Source organism: Hydrogenovibrio sp. SC-1, from assembly GCF_002848135.1.
Taxonomy (GTDB): Bacteria; Pseudomonadota; Gammaproteobacteria; order Thiomicrospirales; family Thiomicrospiraceae; genus Hydrogenovibrio.
In genome coordinates this window covers 58,411-73,349 of record NZ_PKGB01000009.1, presented here as the reverse complement: position 1 = coordinate 73,349, position 14,939 = coordinate 58,411, and the positions used below count along the sequence as shown (strand labels likewise).

The 14,939-nt window shown below is 44.0% G+C and carries 14 protein-coding genes, 2 tRNA genes and 1 pseudogene; 1 reads left to right on the top strand and 16 read right to left on the bottom strand.

Annotated features, from left to right (window positions below; genetic code table 11):
* Positions 1–2: 2 nt before the first annotated feature.
* From truB to CYQ88_RS06605, 12 genes and pseudogenes are all read right to left on the bottom strand, one after another.
* A complete protein-coding gene (gene truB / locus CYQ88_RS06655) occupies positions 3–896 on the bottom strand; it encodes a tRNA pseudouridine(55) synthase TruB (protein WP_101840574.1) in 894 nt (297 codons plus the stop codon).
* 16 nt (positions 897–912) lie between these two features.
* Positions 913–1,278: a 30S ribosome-binding factor RbfA gene (gene rbfA, locus CYQ88_RS06650; RefSeq protein WP_101840573.1), complete on the bottom strand. Its 366-nt coding sequence runs from the start codon at positions 1,276–1,278 to the stop codon at positions 913–915.
* A gap of 110 nt (positions 1,279–1,388) precedes the next feature.
* Positions 1,389–3,881, bottom strand: coding sequence for a translation initiation factor IF-2 (infB, locus tag CYQ88_RS06645; protein ID WP_101840572.1), 2,493 nt, complete (start codon positions 3,879–3,881; stop codon positions 1,389–1,391).
* 19 nt (positions 3,882–3,900) lie between these two features.
* Positions 3,901–5,388: a transcription termination factor NusA gene (gene nusA, locus CYQ88_RS06640; protein WP_101840571.1), complete on the bottom strand. Its 1,488-nt coding sequence runs from the start codon at positions 5,386–5,388 to the stop codon at positions 3,901–3,903.
* Between the two features lie 28 nt (positions 5,389–5,416).
* The gene (gene rimP / locus CYQ88_RS06635) at positions 5,417–5,869 is read right to left on the bottom strand and encodes a ribosome maturation factor RimP (protein ID WP_101840570.1); all 453 of its coding nucleotides are present in this window, start codon (positions 5,867–5,869) and stop codon (positions 5,417–5,419) included.
* Positions 5,870–6,103: 234 nt separating this feature from the next.
* Positions 6,104–6,772, bottom strand: a pseudogene (locus CYQ88_RS06630) (TIGR01777 family oxidoreductase); the annotation flags it as partial.
* Positions 6,773–6,784: 12 nt separating this feature from the next.
* Positions 6,785–6,982, bottom strand: coding sequence for an NAD-dependent epimerase/dehydratase family protein (locus CYQ88_RS11635; protein WP_233188832.1), 198 nt, complete (start codon positions 6,980–6,982; stop codon positions 6,785–6,787).
* Positions 6,983–7,038: 56 nt separating this feature from the next.
* Entirely contained in the window at positions 7,039–9,117 is a 2,079-nt protein-coding gene (locus CYQ88_RS06625) for a beta-propeller domain-containing protein (protein WP_101840569.1), read from the bottom strand.
* A 240-nt stretch (positions 9,118–9,357) separates the two neighbouring features.
* Positions 9,358–10,173: a DnaJ domain-containing protein gene (locus CYQ88_RS06620; RefSeq protein ID WP_101840568.1), complete on the bottom strand. Its 816-nt coding sequence runs from the start codon at positions 10,171–10,173 to the stop codon at positions 9,358–9,360.
* Positions 10,174–10,373: 200 nt separating this feature from the next.
* Positions 10,374–10,450, bottom strand: a tRNA-Val gene (locus tag CYQ88_RS06615).
* A 19-nt stretch (positions 10,451–10,469) separates the two neighbouring features.
* Positions 10,470–10,556 (bottom strand) — tRNA-Leu (locus CYQ88_RS06610).
* A gap of 72 nt (positions 10,557–10,628) precedes the next feature.
* Entirely contained in the window at positions 10,629–11,780 is a 1,152-nt protein-coding gene (locus CYQ88_RS06605; RefSeq protein ID WP_101840567.1) for an SPOR domain-containing protein, read from the bottom strand.
* A 131-nt stretch (positions 11,781–11,911) separates the two neighbouring features.
* On the opposite strand from CYQ88_RS06605, the gene CYQ88_RS11580 reads away from it, so the two are divergent.
* The gene (locus CYQ88_RS11580; protein ID WP_199170174.1) at positions 11,912–12,082 is read left to right on the top strand and encodes a hypothetical protein; all 171 of its coding nucleotides are present in this window, start codon (positions 11,912–11,914) and stop codon (positions 12,080–12,082) included.
* Between the two features lie 20 nt (positions 12,083–12,102).
* On the opposite strand, the gene CYQ88_RS06600 is transcribed toward CYQ88_RS11580, so the two are convergent.
* The 4 genes from CYQ88_RS06600 to CYQ88_RS06585 are packed head-to-tail and all read right to left on the bottom strand — an operon-like array spanning position 12,103 to position 14,939.
* On the bottom strand, positions 12,103–12,486 hold the full coding sequence (locus CYQ88_RS06600; RefSeq protein WP_101840566.1) for a YchJ family protein: 384 nt from the start codon (positions 12,484–12,486) through the stop codon (positions 12,103–12,105).
* A gap of 10 nt (positions 12,487–12,496) precedes the next feature.
* Positions 12,497–13,894: an MATE family efflux transporter gene (locus CYQ88_RS06595; protein ID WP_101840565.1), complete on the bottom strand. Its 1,398-nt coding sequence runs from the start codon at positions 13,892–13,894 to the stop codon at positions 12,497–12,499.
* Positions 13,887–14,297, bottom strand: a complete 411-nt coding sequence (locus CYQ88_RS06590) for a hypothetical protein (protein ID WP_101840564.1) — start codon at positions 14,295–14,297, stop codon at positions 13,887–13,889. The genes CYQ88_RS06595 and CYQ88_RS06590 overlap by 8 nt, the downstream gene beginning before the upstream one ends.
* A gap of 36 nt (positions 14,298–14,333) precedes the next feature.
* Positions 14,334–14,939 carry an NUDIX domain-containing protein gene (locus CYQ88_RS06585; RefSeq protein WP_101840563.1) on the bottom strand — a complete coding sequence of 202 codons (606 nt, stop codon included), beginning with the start codon at positions 14,937–14,939 and terminating at the stop codon, positions 14,334–14,336.

Below are 14,939 nucleotides of genomic sequence, written 5' to 3'. Positions count from 1 at the left end.
GCTTAACTGTCCAAATTAAACAGTCTTTTGGGTTTTAACAGCTGCTTTTCCAATTGCCATTCCCCTATGCCTATAAATCGATTATTGGGATCATACAATCGAACCCAATCAGTTTCAGGTCGGTCGATCGCCAATTTGCCACCATGTTGAATAGTATCCGTATCCTGCTCAGATAAACACAGTGCTTGAAGGTGTTTTAATGGTAAGTCAAAAGGTAGTAAGCACCCAGCCAAATCAGCTTCAATCTGCTCAAGGGTCACCATTTGATCGGCATTTAAACTACCGGTTTGTATACGATGTAATGCCGTCAAATGACCCAAAGTACCCAGTGCCTTGGCAATGTCTTCTGCCAAAGTGCGCACATAAGTGCCTTTGGAACACAATACATCAAACTGGAGTACGTTTTTGGAATAGGATTTTAACGTTAACAAATCAATACGGATAGGTCGAGCTGGACGCTCAATTTCAATGCCAGCACGGGCGTATTCATAGAGCGGCTTGCCTTGATGCTTGAGTGCTGAATACATCGGCGGGATTTGAGTTTGATCCCCCATAAAGCGCTGCAAGACCGACTCAATATCGACCTCTGATAATTCAGGGACAACTGCTTGAGCAATGACAGCACCATCCTTATCCCCTGAATCCGTGGCCGACCCCAACTGCAGAGTGGCTAAGTACCGTTTATCTGAATCCAATAATAACCCAGATACTTTTGTCGCCTCGCCAAAACAAATTGGCAGGAGCCCGGTCGCAAAAGGATCTAAAGCACCTGTATGCCCCGCTTTTTTAGCATTGTACAGCCGACGAACCTGTTGCAAAACACCGTTAGAAGTAACGCCCTCTGGCTTGTTTAATAACACCAAACCATTGACGGACTGCCATTGTTTCTTAGCCACGGATCACCTCAAGCCCTTATTTTGGTTGGTGAAGGGCTTTAAAAATCAAATCTTCAATATGACTGGCATTTTCTGCGACCGTGTCATAAAAAAATCGAATTTCAGGCGTTAAACGTAATTTCATGCGCTTACCGATCTCGCTACGGAAAAACCCTTTTGCTTTCTTCAAGGCTGTAATGGCATCTTGCGCGGCAGGGTCTTGTTCATTCACACCGATTAAGGTGAAATAGACCGTTGCGATACTTAAATCTTTACTGACTTTGCACTCGGTAATATTCACACTTGCCAAACGTGGATCTTTGGTTTCACGCTGTAAAATCTCCATCAAAGTCTTACGTATCTCTAGCGCGACTCGATTCGGTCTACTAATTTCTTCACTCATAATTTTGTTTGCTCACTTAGCTAAAACAACAATGCCCCATCATAAGGGGCATTGAAAAAAGAACGAACTTAATTGAAAGGGTTAAGCGATATTAAATTGAAAGAAACGACTCAATCTAAAGTCCGTTTCACTTCAACTCGCTCAAAGACCTCAATTTGATCGCCAACTCTGACATCGTTGTAATCTTTAACACCGATCCCACACTCCATCGCTTGGCGAACTTCATTCACATCATCTTTAAAGCGACGTAACGATTCTAAAGCGCCTTCATAAATCACGATATTGTCACGCAACACCCGGATAGGATTGTTTCGTTTCACAATACCATCCGTCACCATACAACCGGCAATCAAGCCAATTTTAGGTGCTTTAAAGACATCACGGACATCTGCGATCCCAATAATTTCTTCTTTAAAGTCAGGTGACAGCTTCCCTTCAATCGCGCGTTTCACTTCATCAACGATTTCATAAATAACGCTATAGTATTTAAGGAAAATACCTTCCGAATCAATCAAACGCTTGGCTTTAACATCCGCACGGACATTGAACCCGAACAATAACGCATCTGAAGCCAGGGCTAAGTTAGCATCCGTTTCAGTAATTCCACCAACGCCTGATGAAATCACCGCAACTTTCACCTCATCATTCGACAGTTTAACTAACGCATCAACAATCGCTTCAATCGACCCTTGTACATCCGCTTTCAGAATGATATTAACGGTCTGAATATCGCCTTCTTCCATCTTATTGAACATATTATCCAATTTCGACTTCTGCTGACGCGCAATCTTCTTCTCTTTATGCTTGCTCTGGCGGAACATCGCTACTTCACGTGCCTTACGCTCAGATTCAACGGTAATCATATCATCACCAGCAACGGGTACACCCGACATCCCCAGTACTTCTACTGGCATCGAAGGACCTGCTTGCTGGACATTTTCACCCAATTCATTGACTAAAGCACGTACACGACCATATTCCATACCACATAAGGCAATATCACCCTTACGCAAAGTACCGGACTGAACCAACACGGTAGCGACAGGGCCTCGCCCTTTATCCAAACGAGATTCAACCACAACCCCTTTCGCTGGACCTTCAACAGGCGCTTCCAGTTCAAGAATTTCAGACTGTAACAAAATGGCATTCAATAAATCGTCCACTCCCTCACCCGTCTTGGCGGAAACGCGAACAAATTGAACATCGCCACCCCATTCTTCAGGCACAACTTCTTCAGTCACCAATTCTTGCATAACTCTGTCAGGGTTGGCACCTTCTTTATCCATCTTGTTAATCGCGATAACCATACCTAAATCAGCCGCTTTTGCATGCGCAATCGCTTCTTTGGTCTGAGGCATCACGCCATCATCGGCAGCCACCACAATAACAACCACATCGGTCACTTTCGCACCACGCGCACGCATTGCGGTAAAGGCTTCATGGCCCGGAGTATCGATAAAGGTAACCCCTCCATGATCCGTTTCGACATGATAAGCACCAATATGCTGGGTAATCCCACCCGACTCACCATGCGCCACTTTAGCGCTTCGAATATAATCCAACAATGACGTTTTACCATGGTCAACGTGACCCATAATGGTAACGACTGGCGAGCGTTGAACGGTTTCACCATCATAGTTCTGGTTAACAACATCGTCTTCAATTTGGTTTTCATTCACCAAGACGACCTTGTGCCCCATTTCTTCAACTACCAATTGCGCTGTTTCTTGATCCAGCACTTGGTTAATGGTTACCATCGTGCCAAAGGACATCATGGTTTTAATGACCTCTGTGGCTTTAACTGCCATTTTATCGGCTAAGTCAGAGACTTTAATGGTTTCACCCAATGCCACTTCGCGAACCTGCTTTTCAACTGGCTTTTGGAAACCATGTTCATTATCCGCATTATGATGATTCTTCTTATGACCTTTATTATGACGACGACGACCAAAGGTTTGCTCACCCGTCATAGCCAAGGTTTTCTTAGACTGCTTTTCTTTTGGTTTAGGTTTGCCTTTTGCTTTAGGCTCATCTTTAACTGGTACAGCCTGCTTTTTCTTGTCATGCTTATGGTGTCGTTTTTCGACTTCTACCACGGGTTCAACAGCCGCTATATCAACCACTGGTGGTTCGACATTAGTGTTCTCTTCTGGTTTGGCTTTCGTCTCAGAAGTAGTTTCGGCTTCTGCTTTTTCAACCGTTTCAGAAGGTGCCGTTGTTTCCACTGAAGCTGGCGTTTCTGTTGGAGTCTCCACCGGAGTCGACTCAACCACTGGCACTTCAACTTCAGGCTCTTCAACCGTCTCTGGTTTTTTCACATAGGTTCTTTTCTTGCGGACTTCAACATTAACGGTACGCTTACCAGAACCAGAGGACAGATTTAATTTTTGAACCTGCTTCCGCTTTAGAGTTACTTTGTTAGGCGCATTAGACTTATCACCGTGCAACCCTTTTAAGTAATTTAGTAGGGTTAATTTCTCATCTTCTGACAAAGTGTCGGATTCTTTCTTACCTTTTACGCCTGCTTCATTTAATTGCGTAAGAAGCTTCTCCACAGACATTGTCAGCGTTTCAGCAAACTGTTTTATTGATACTTGAGACATATTCTCGTGCCCTCCTAAATTATTCAAACCATGGTGCGCGGGCTTTCAAAATCAACTCACTGGCTGATTCCGCATCCAGTTCGACTATTTCTAATAACTCATCTGTGGCCAAATCGGCAAGATCCTCTTGGGTCACAATCCCATTGGAGGCCAGCTTTTTCGCCATCTCTTCATTCATTCCATCTAAATCTAATAAATCTTGTGCGGGTTCGGCCATGGCGGTTTTTTCTTCATTGGCAATGGCTTGTGTTAAAAGGGCATCCTTCGCACGCTCTTTCAATACCGAAACAATCTCTTCATCAAACCCTTCAATTTCTAGCATTTCAGCAGAAGGGACATAAGCGACTTCTTCCAAAGTCGTAAAGCCTTCGGCCACGAGTACTTCAGCCAGTTCTTCATCAACATCCAGCCCGTTCACAAATAGATCTATTTGTGTTTTTGACTCTGTTTCGTGTTTAGCTGCCATATCGGTTTCTGACATAACATTCAATATCCATCCAGTTAGTTCAGAAGCCAAACGGATGTTTTGGCCATTTTTACCAATGGCTTGAGATAGCTGCTCGTCATCGACTGCTAAATCCATGGTATGTTTATCTTCATCTACCATAATTGAAGTCACTTCAGCAGGTGCCATGGCATTAATAACAAACTGGGCATCATTTGGATCCCACAACACGATATCAATGCGCTCGCCATTCAATTCATTGGTCACTGCCTGAACACGTCCACCTCTCATGCCCACACAAGCACCAATCGGATCAAGGCGTGGATCATTGGCTCTCACCGCCACTTTCGCACGCAAGCCCACATCTCTGGCCGCGCTCATAATGTCAATCAAATCATCGCCGATTTCAGGTACTTCAATTTTAAACAGCTCAATCAGCATTTCTTTACAAGCACGGGACATAATGATTTGAGCACCACGAGGACGGAAAGAGACTTCCTGAACATACCCTCTAACCCGATCACCCATTCTAAAGTTTTCACGGTTGATTAATTCTGAACGTGGAATCACCGCATCAACATTATCACCTAAATCTAAAATGACATCGCCACGATCAACGCGCTTGACTTGACCGGTGATAATTTCGCCAATGCGCTTAGAATACTCTTCAACGACTTTCTTGCGTTCCGCTTCACGCACTTTCTGAATAATAACTTGTTTTGCCGTTTGTGCACCGATACGACCAAATTCAATAGACTCAATTTGCTCTTCAATAAAATCACCAGGAACTGCGTGCGGATCTTCATCAACGGCATCCATTTGACGAATATACCAGCCAACATTACCTTCGATTTCTAGATCATCTTCAATCACTTCCCAACGTCTAAAGGTTTCATAGTCACCAGTTGTTCTGTCAATGGAAACACGCACATCAATTTCATCATTGTGATTTTTACGGGTTGCGGTCGCCAAAGCTGCTTCAATCGCTTCAAAGATAATTTCTTTATCCACGCCTTTTTCATTTGACATGATTTCAACAACTGCTAAAACTTCTTTACTCATTGTTCTTTCCTCAAAACTATGGGAGTTTTTAAAACTGTGGCACCAAATTGGCCTTATCAATTAAATCGTATGCGAGCTCATAGGCTTCGCCATCCACTTCAACAACAATATCTTGATCGCTGACTTGCAACATCACGCCTTTAAAACGCTTGCGCCCCATCACAGGACTTGAGGTTCTGACTTGTACAATTTCGCCCTCATAAGTCTTAAATTGTTCAGGGGTAAATAACAACCGATCCATACCCGGTGAAGACACTTCCAACATATAAGCGCTGGCAATCGGGTCTTCAACATCCATTAAAGCACTAATTTGGCGACTGACGCGTCCACAATCATCCACAGTGACACCCGTTTCACTTTCAATAAACAATCTCAAAGTGGAATGCTTACCAGCGGGGATATATTCACATCCCCAAAGTTCAAACCCTAAACTTTCAACCGTTGGACGAACCAGCTGGGCAATTTTTTCTTCTAGCGTCACCAAATTTTCCTTAATTCAAAAAATAAAAAACCCCGTAAAAACGGGGTTTTTAAAATTTAAGCAGAAGGCTTAAAAAAACCCTCTCTTAATAGAGATTTAAAAAACTGCCCGAATTATAAATAAGCAGCCCAAGCTTGTCAAACAAAGCTTTGCTTTTATGCTCATATTCGCGCAATTTACCCCGAATTCCAGCCATAAACCACAATCTTGGTTACGTTTTGATAATACAGCACTTTATTTGCCCGACTTTGATAACAGATTTTGCAATGCCTGTTCGATTTCCGGAAATTGAAAACAAAAGCCACTCTGTTGTAGTCGAGTGGGTAGCACTGAGGAAGAAAGCGTTAAGACTTGCGCCCCCTCACCAAACATCAACTTTAACTGCCAATAAGGTAATGGCAACCAAAAAGGACGATGCAACACCTTTGCCAACGCCCTTCCGAAAACGCGGTTTGTTACAGGCACCGGAGAGGTCACATTATACGCTCCCTGCATTTCGGGATGACGCCATGCAAATTCAAACGCATGAACCAAATCTTGTATATGCACCCAAGAAAAGCATTGTTTTCCGCCTGCGACAGGCCCACCTAATCCAAGCTTAAATGCGGGTAACATTTTTGCCAGAGCACCGCCACCTGCGCCGAGCACCACACCAAAGCGGAAAATTAAAGGTTCAGGCTGCAATAGTTTGCTTGCAGCCTCCCAATCCGCGCCCAATTGACCCAATACATTTAAGCCAATCTCGGTACATTGCTCATCAACGGGGTGCTCACAATCCCTTTCAGGATAAATGCCGATAGCAGAAGCTGAAATAATGCGTTTAGGTGACTGGTCACACTTTTGTAAAGCAGCTTGTAACAGTTGATTGGTTTTTAGACGACTATCCCACAATGCTTGCTTATGCGCCCGAGTCCATCATTCACCCACATTCGCTCCCGCCAGCATAATCAACAGATCACAACCATTCACCAACGACTGTAAATGCGAACGCGACTGAAACGCATCACGACCAAAAACCTTTACCGAGAGCCCTAATGCTTCAAAATGCGATTTTAAATGCGATCCAATGAATCCAGTTCCACCTAAAATTACCACTTGCTCAATGTCTCTCATCGTTTTTGCTCCCTGATTCAACTTGCCTCAGCACAAACCTATTCTCGTACAAAGTATTATTGCGCGGGTATCGGCCCATCAGCAATATTCGAGCTTGCCCAGTTGCCAGACCAGAGTTGGTCACCATGTAAGTAATAGACAAGGTCGCCAACAATCACCCCGCGATCCTGATAAACACCTGTCACCGGATAACTTTGCCCTCCGCTATTTCTTTCAACCACCAGTTCTGCTTTCTCAGCTATCGCCACCTTTCCCGAAACAGAGCCATCATCAATTTCAAACATTTTTAATCCCGTTTGCGTCCAATCTGCACTATCCCAGTCATAACTGGTTGTGACAGGTTCATTGTGCAATTGAACAGGCAATGCCAAACGTGCCAATCGACCTTTTGTCGCATCAGCCGGCAACCACACAACACCATGGTGATCAACGTTTGCCGTGGAAACGGTTCCTCGCTTACCAATTACTTTGTTAACTAACTCGACAGGGTTTGCCGCGTCTCTAACATCATAAAGCGCAATTTTAACCCCTTGATACCAAGCAAAAAGTCCATCTCGATTATCGGTGGCATCCACAGCATCCTTACCCACACCTAACAAATATCCGCCGGATAACGGGTGAAGATATTCAGAATAACCGGGCACGTCTAACTCACCCACCACTAAATTATTTGGATCACTGATATCAATCACATAAAGCGGATCGGTATTTTTAAAGGTCACTAAATAAGCATACCGATCTAAAAAACGCGCTGCATAGAGGCTTTCACCAGGTTTGCCTAACCCCGGCAAAGTAGCAAGCTGTTCGAGTTCATTGCCCACCCCCTCTTTTAATATAGTTAACCGCGTTGATGAACTCGCATCCCAAGTCGAGCCTTCGGAGGTAATGACCGCTAACATGCCGTTATACTCACCAAAACGAAAGGGTTTCTTTTTATTGTCCCAACCCAGTTGACCAATCACTTGGCCACTGCCACGATACTCAGGACCAGCCTCTGTTAGGGAAAATTTATGAATATCCGTCACCATATTGGCATCATAAACGACATCACCAGTACCCGCGTCATAGTCATAGCGAGACGTTGCCAAATAAGCCGCATTGGCTGTCACAAACATAGTTTCAGTCGCGCCTACGATGCAACGACTTTGCCATCCGCTGATTTGGTCCAAGTTGATGTCAACCAGAGCAATAACATCAGCAGACAGTTTATCGGCATCTTCAATTGGAGGTAGATAACAACTGGAAGCCGTCACCAAGGGTTCATCCGTATCGCCCGTATTTATTTTGGGCAAGAGGTCGGCTAAATCGATGGATGCCAGTAATTGTTGATTTTCAGCTTTCTTCTGATCAGAATAAGGATGCGGTTCAAATTGATCGATATTTGGCGTATAGCGATTGAGTAAATATAGGTGATTACCAATCTTACGGGTTGTTACCTGACTGCCATCAATAACTAAGCGTGCTTCCGTGACGGGGTTCGTCGGATCACTCAAATCAACAACTTCAACCACATTGGTTCGCTGTTGCCATGACCAACTGTCCCACCAGAATTCAAAATATTGGAATTGATTACCACCATAGAGTAACACCACTCTTTGATTATCCAGTAAATAGAGACCACTCAACGTTGGGTCATCGATTTGGCCCACTGACACATCCGCTAGGTGTTCCGAAGTCGGTCCTGACTTTAGATTAAAAACTCGAAGCTGATTTTGCTTCTGGTACGACCGATCCGTGCGAATGGCATAAAGTCGCTGCCCATCACTCTTCATTCGATCCGCCTCATCAACTCCTGCGACTTGAACATTGGTTCTAGAAGTTGACGATGACGCTGTAGAATTTGCCGTAGCGCTATCTGTTGCCATTACCGCTTCCTGAAACTCAATCTGCATCACACGGCTTTGTCGTGACATGCCCTCCCGCAAAATGGAAAGCAATAAATCTGAATCAGTAATGGGCTGGATGTTTTTTGCCACCTTCGTTGAGGCGATAAAATCATTCACCGCACGTGCATCCTCATCCGATACTGAAGTGCCGCTTGTACAGCCGTTTAAAACCACGCTCACCGCCAACAATGGCAACCAAGTCAAAGCCCTTCTTGCTAACCGATTTAGCCACAAAATGCACAAGCTCATGTAAAAAGCCCCCAAGAATAAATGACATCACTTGCATTATAACCCCGTATAGGTGAATTGGTTTTTGATTTTAAACGAGTTATTAATTGGGATGGGAAAGACAGGATTATCACTGACAGAATAATAATTCAAACATCAAAAACACCCCCTGCTGAATGTGCAACACGCCCTTTCGCAACTTAGATAAAACGACTATAACTCACCGTATTTCCACCAGGCCTGGTAATTTTTGACAAGGTTTTACAGGTTGTTTCGTCGCTTAATCTCTTCATACGCGGCGTTAATTTCTTGCATTTTTTCGGTTGCTTTTTTGATTTCTAGATCATCTAACCCTTTACCATGCATATAGTCTGGGTGATTTTGTTTGACCTGTTGACGATAAGCTTTTTTAATTTTTGAAAAATCATCTGATTCGTCACAGCCTAGGATTTCATAAGGGTCCTTTTGCAAATCATAACGGGACTGAACGGCTCCATTGACATCTTCAAAAAACCGTTCAATCTGCGACTTCGAAAAGTGCAGGCAAGCACCAATTTCAAATAACGTGGCTTGGGTTTTATCTGACAAGCCGTCCAAATTCGCAAACGATATAATTTGCAGCATCGCCCCCGTCCTCACTTCTGCGCCTGATTTGGACAGTAAATGACAGTAGTAAGAAACGGGCTTGTCATCGCGCTTTGCTTGATTAGCGAGGCGGAACAATTTCTTCTTAATCTGTTCCACTAATCTTTCATTGAGCCCTGCTGCAATCATCGCTTTAGCGATTGAAACAATGGTATCACTCATATAATCAACTTCCAGGGCGCTAACTTTGCCATCACTGGAGGCGATCTTGGCCATTAAGGCAATAATTTCTTCGGGGATACTTAACCGGGCTTTGGCGTATTTATTAGAAGCAAAGTTGCGATAGGCTTCATCAAAACTGCCACTGTTTTTAACAGAATGAAATGCGTCCACACCAACATCTACGGTTTTTCGGGTGCTGATAAACAGCCAGCTGAATAGCTTAATAATGATAAAAACGATCACCATTAACAGTGCTTTAATAATTTTCAAACTTAATTCTCTTGTACAGTTAAATTTTCAATGACGTTACCGGTTTTGGGCATATTTAAGATTCAGTACGTCGCATAACAAATAATATTAGAGGTCACAAAACAAAGATTTCGAAACAGAAAGTGTCGCCGATCAAATAAAAATCACGAAGAATCATATCATCAAAAAAATCGATGAACATAATGAATTTATAGAAAAATTGGTACGACCGAGTGGATTCGAACCACCGACCCCCACCATGTCAAGGTGGTGCTCTAACCAACTGAGCTACGGTCGTATATAGAGATATACGAGGATGGTACCAGTGGGCGGACTCGAACCGCCACGCTATTACTAGCAACGGATTTTGAATCCGTCATGTCTACCAATTTCATCACACTGGCATTCGTAAAGAATGCGCGAATTATAGAGATTGACTCTGCGTAAGTCAACCTCTTTCATGCGGAATTTAGCGGTTAGTTTAGCTTATTGCTTAAGTCTTTGATTTTTCGCACCCAAGGTGAGATACCAAAGTTGCTTTTATAACTCTGGGCGGCTTTATCGGCTTCGGATCGAGATTCATAGCTTCCCGATAACAAAACATAATAGGGTTCCCCGTTGCGTTTTAAGGGAATGATGTGTGCGCCTTGTAGGTTTTTCTGTTCGATCATTTTTTCGACCGAGTTACGTTCTGACATACTGGCTAATTGCAAGGTGTAGTTAAAGGCGGGTTCCTCAACTAGCCATTTGACATCCGCAGTATAGTTTTTAAGGGGAGCCTTGGGTTCAACCACCTTTGGGGTTGTAACTTTTTGTACCAAACGAACCACGGGTTGATTCATCGGTTTGACAGTGGGTGTTTCGGGCTGTTTTATCTGCGGCTCAGCAATTTTGACTTCGGCCTGTTTGACTGGCTGTTTTTGCGCCTTTAATTGCACCGGAGACTGTTTTTCATTATTAAGATAGGCCAGAATTGTTTCCAGCTTTTGGTCAATCCCTTTAGTATATTCTTGTAGTTTTTGCTCCAATACTTCAGTCGTCACCACATTAGAAGGCAATTGCTCAATAGCCAAGGGCGCTACGACATCTTTTGTTTCTGACACAGCCCCTGGCAAACTAACCACTTCTGCTTGCTGCATTTTTAAAGCCTTGAGCTGTCCTTCAAGTGAAGTGACTCTTTGCTGCAACTCAACAAAAAGATCGCCCTGCCCCGAAGCTGCATTAGCGGCTTGAAGCTCAGTAAGCGCTTGCTTGACTTCAGTCAATTCTTTATTCGTTTCTTCATTAATAGCCAGCGCATTTTGCAGTTCACTGTTGATATTGGTATAGGCAATAAACATCACGCCCAAAATCGTTAAAAACAGCGACAACATAATGATCACCCCAAAAAATGAGGCTTTGTTTGGCTTAGCTCGGGGAGGTGTTGAGGCTGACTGAGTCTTTGATGAATTGCGAGATGAACGTGTTGGCATAACTTCCTCTGCTGCATTTAACCAGTCGTTTAAAGTATGTTCCGTCTTCCCATCAGGTGCTTCTGGGCGTGAAGAGGACATGTTTTGGGCTTTGCTTTCAATCACTTTCAGCAATTCGGCCCGTTCTTTTTCTAATTCTGAGATGGTTTGCGCCATTCGATGAACACTTCTCTGGAAATTTTAAACTGTTAAGGTGTTTGTATTGTAGAATGTAAAACCCATTTTGCAAAGTGATTGTTTTCAACATTAAAGACCGATTAATCCGGTCATCGATTAAAAGGAAGGATATGCACAGTATTGGTTTGGATGATGTTGGTAGTGCGCTACTCATTACACTGGCACTCTTAATCGCCAGCGCCTTGGTGGTTGGATTGTCTATGTGGTGGCTGTATCGTTTTTTTAAAAATTCAAGTGAAACCACAGAATCGAATTCTGACGACACCCCTTTGCAGAAATAGGCACTATCGATAATGGTGCTCTATCGTACCTCACCGTTGACATAGACCCATTGCGATTGTTCATCTCGAATAAAGAAACTTTTTTCACTCATGACCCCTTTTTGATCTGCCTGTTGATAATAGGCTTTAAACCAAACTTTTCCTTCGGTGTCTGTGGCTTGGCCTTTTTGGGTTTTTATCACCCGTAACTTCGTCCACACCAGCCCTTTTTCAAAGGGAATTTGACCAGGCCTGGTGGTTTTTGCCCAGGTTTTTAGCAAATACGTTTCATTTTCAAGTACATAGGCACTGTAACGTGAACGCATCAAGGCTTCTGCCGTTTGCGCTGTGGCTTGTCCTAAATGGAAAGGCTCACAACAATTTGAATAGGTCTTTTTCGATCCACACGGACATAATTTCGACATCTTCGCTTCCTTACCGTATTTCGCCAGTCCGAATCAGACGTTGAATTAAAAATCGCAGTTTAAGCTGCAATAATATTGCGGCCAACACCAACCCCAACACGATGCCCAGCCAGAACCCAGCGACGCCCATGGCGGGGACAATCCAATCGGTAAATGCGAAGACAGCCCCTAACCCCATACCAATCAACCAATAACTGATAAAGGTCACAATCATGGTCACTTTCGTACTGTGCAGCCCTCTTAATGCGCCTGCTGAAACCACTTGAATCGCATCAAACACTTGGTAGGTTGCCGCTAAAAATAATAAGGTTGAGGCCAAAGCAATCACTTGTGCATCTTGAGTGTAAATTTGGGCGATATCATCCATCATCAGAAACGTCACCAACGCAATGCCACTACTGACCACCACGGCCACCCCCATGCCAGTTCGTAAACTGATTCTCAGCGCACTTAAACTGGCTTGACCATAAGCCAGTCCGCTACGAACCGTAACCGCCATGGCAAAGCTGAGTGGCACCATAAAGGCTAGCCCTGTGTAGCTAATCGTGACTTGGTGAGCAGCGATAACCACCGCACCCAAGTGTGCAATAAACAATGCAATAAAACTAAACAAACTGATCTCAAAGAGTAAAGCTAAGGTATTAGGAACCCCTAGATTGAGTAGGTCTGCTATGCCATTCGCCCAACTGGGTGACTGAAATTGTTTCGATGTCAGTTTAACCAGGTGACACGTATGCTGAGATTTTTTGACATAAGCAATCGCTAACCCCAACATGGTCCACATCACAATTGCGGTGGCAATGCCACACCCTGCCGCCCCATAAGCCTCGACAGGACCCCAGCCGTAAACAAAGAGCGCATTCAATGGAATATTGAGTAAAAGTGCAAAAAAGCTAATCGATAAGGTGGGTAACGTCATACCTAACCCTTCCCAAAAAAAACGGAATGCTTGGTATAGCGCGATGCCCGGCAAGCCAAATGCACAATAAAACAGATAATCGTCAGTGAGCTGAAACACCTTATCCGAAAGGGATAATTCAGTTAACACCCACTGCAAATGCATTAACAAAACCCCAGACAGGATCCCTAAGGGTAGCGCCACCCAAATCGCTTGATGCAACAGCGCGCTAACGCCATCCCAGTTTTCTTTACCTTTTTGCTTAGCTACCAACGGCGTCAAGGCCAACAATATCCCTGTGGCAATCATAAAGATTGGCAATAACAAACTGCTTCCCAGCCCAATTGCCGCCAGGTCTTCCGTGCCAACGCGCCCGGACATAATGGTATCGACAACCCCCAAGCCGGTTAACGCCAGTTGTGCCAATAGAATCGGCAACGACAATCGAAATAGATAACTCAACTCACGGCGATAAGGCTGCCATTGAATCGGTTGTAATCGATTAATCATCCGTTTTTGAATGGGTTTTAGAGCTTGAAGAAGCCGTCGGATTGGTGGGCGTTTCTTTATCGGTTTCAGGCGAAGCTGGCTCTACCCAGTCACCCTCTTCTAAGGTATCACTTAGCAGGGTGTCGGTCGACTCGATCCGTTCAAACCAATTAGGCAACAATAAAATCACAAGGACTTTTAGCCCCCAATATATCAGTGCATACACTACCAGTGCAAAGATCAACACCACGGGTAAGCCCAGCAATAAATCGACAAAGAGTGCGGTACCGCCGAACACTCTATCTAAAAATGCCTTTTCAATAAAGGCAAAAAACAACCAATACAGCACCCCAGAAACACTGATACCCCAGACAATCCAATTTAGCGGATACGACAAACGACTATTTTTAAACAAATCAAACAATTTGACGCCTCCTCTTCCTTTTAAAAATACTTGTCCCTAATCGGCCAGTTTTTGGTAAAACAGCCATTGCAACCCGATGATGGTACTGGCAACATTAAATTCGGCCTTCAACAGTTTGGCTTTGGCATCATGAAATGGCATTTTAATTAACCGAATGTCCTCCATCTCGCTGGCTTCACCCGCGTAATCAGGCAAATCATCAACATTCACTTCTGCGCCATATAAATACAGTACTTCATCACTGCCACCAGGACTGGGGTAAAAGTGACAAATCGGCTCAAATGTGCTGACTTCAACACCGGCTTCCTCTCGGGTTTCCCTCTGGCAAGCCGACAGCTTCGATTCACCGGCTTCAATCATGCCTGCAACCGGTTCAATCAACCAGGCCTGGGCATTATTACCAGTCGCATGCTGTAAAGTTCCCGCACGAATTTGCTCAATCAGAATCACTTGTTGTGCTTTCGAATCATACAACAAAACCACGACTGCCTGGCCTCGGCCAAATAACTCTCGAATCAAAGGCTCAGACCAGCCCCCTTGATATAAACCATGCCGAAAAGTGATTTGATGCATTTTGAAAAAACCATCATAGACTTTTTCAATTTTAGAAATCTCAAACTGCTTGATCGACTCGGTTTGCAT

Excerpts from the sequence above, each read along its gene's own strand:
- CYQ88_RS06605 (WP_101840567.1), bottom strand. The coding sequence starts at position 11,780 with ATGGCGCAAACCATCTCAGAATTAGAAAAAGAACGGGCCGAATTGCTG.
- CYQ88_RS11635 (WP_233188832.1), bottom strand. The coding sequence starts at position 6,982 with ATGAGAGACATTGAGCAAGTGGTAATTTTAGGTGGAACTGGATTCATT.
- infB (WP_101840572.1), bottom strand. The coding sequence starts at position 3,881 with ATGTCTCAAGTATCAATAAAACAGTTTGCTGAAACGCTGACAATGTCT.
- rbfA (WP_101840573.1), bottom strand. The coding sequence starts at position 1,278 with ATGAGTGAAGAAATTAGTAGACCGAATCGAGTCGCGCTAGAGATACGT.
- CYQ88_RS06600 (WP_101840566.1), bottom strand. The coding sequence starts at position 12,486 with ATGTCGAAATTATGTCCGTGTGGATCGAAAAAGACCTATTCAAATTGT.
- CYQ88_RS06625 (WP_101840569.1), bottom strand. The coding sequence starts at position 9,117 with ATGAGCTTGTGCATTTTGTGGCTAAATCGGTTAGCAAGAAGGGCTTTG.
- CYQ88_RS06585 (WP_101840563.1), bottom strand. The coding sequence starts at position 14,939 with ATGCAAACCGAGTCGATCAAGCAGTTTGAGATTTCTAAAATTGAAAAA.
- nusA (WP_101840571.1), bottom strand. The coding sequence starts at position 5,388 with ATGAGTAAAGAAGTTTTAGCAGTTGTTGAAATCATGTCAAATGAAAAA.
- CYQ88_RS06595 (WP_101840565.1), bottom strand. The coding sequence starts at position 13,894 with ATGATTAATCGATTACAACCGATTCAATGGCAGCCTTATCGCCGTGAG.
- CYQ88_RS11580 (WP_199170174.1), top strand. The coding sequence starts at position 11,912 with ATGCACAGTATTGGTTTGGATGATGTTGGTAGTGCGCTACTCATTACA.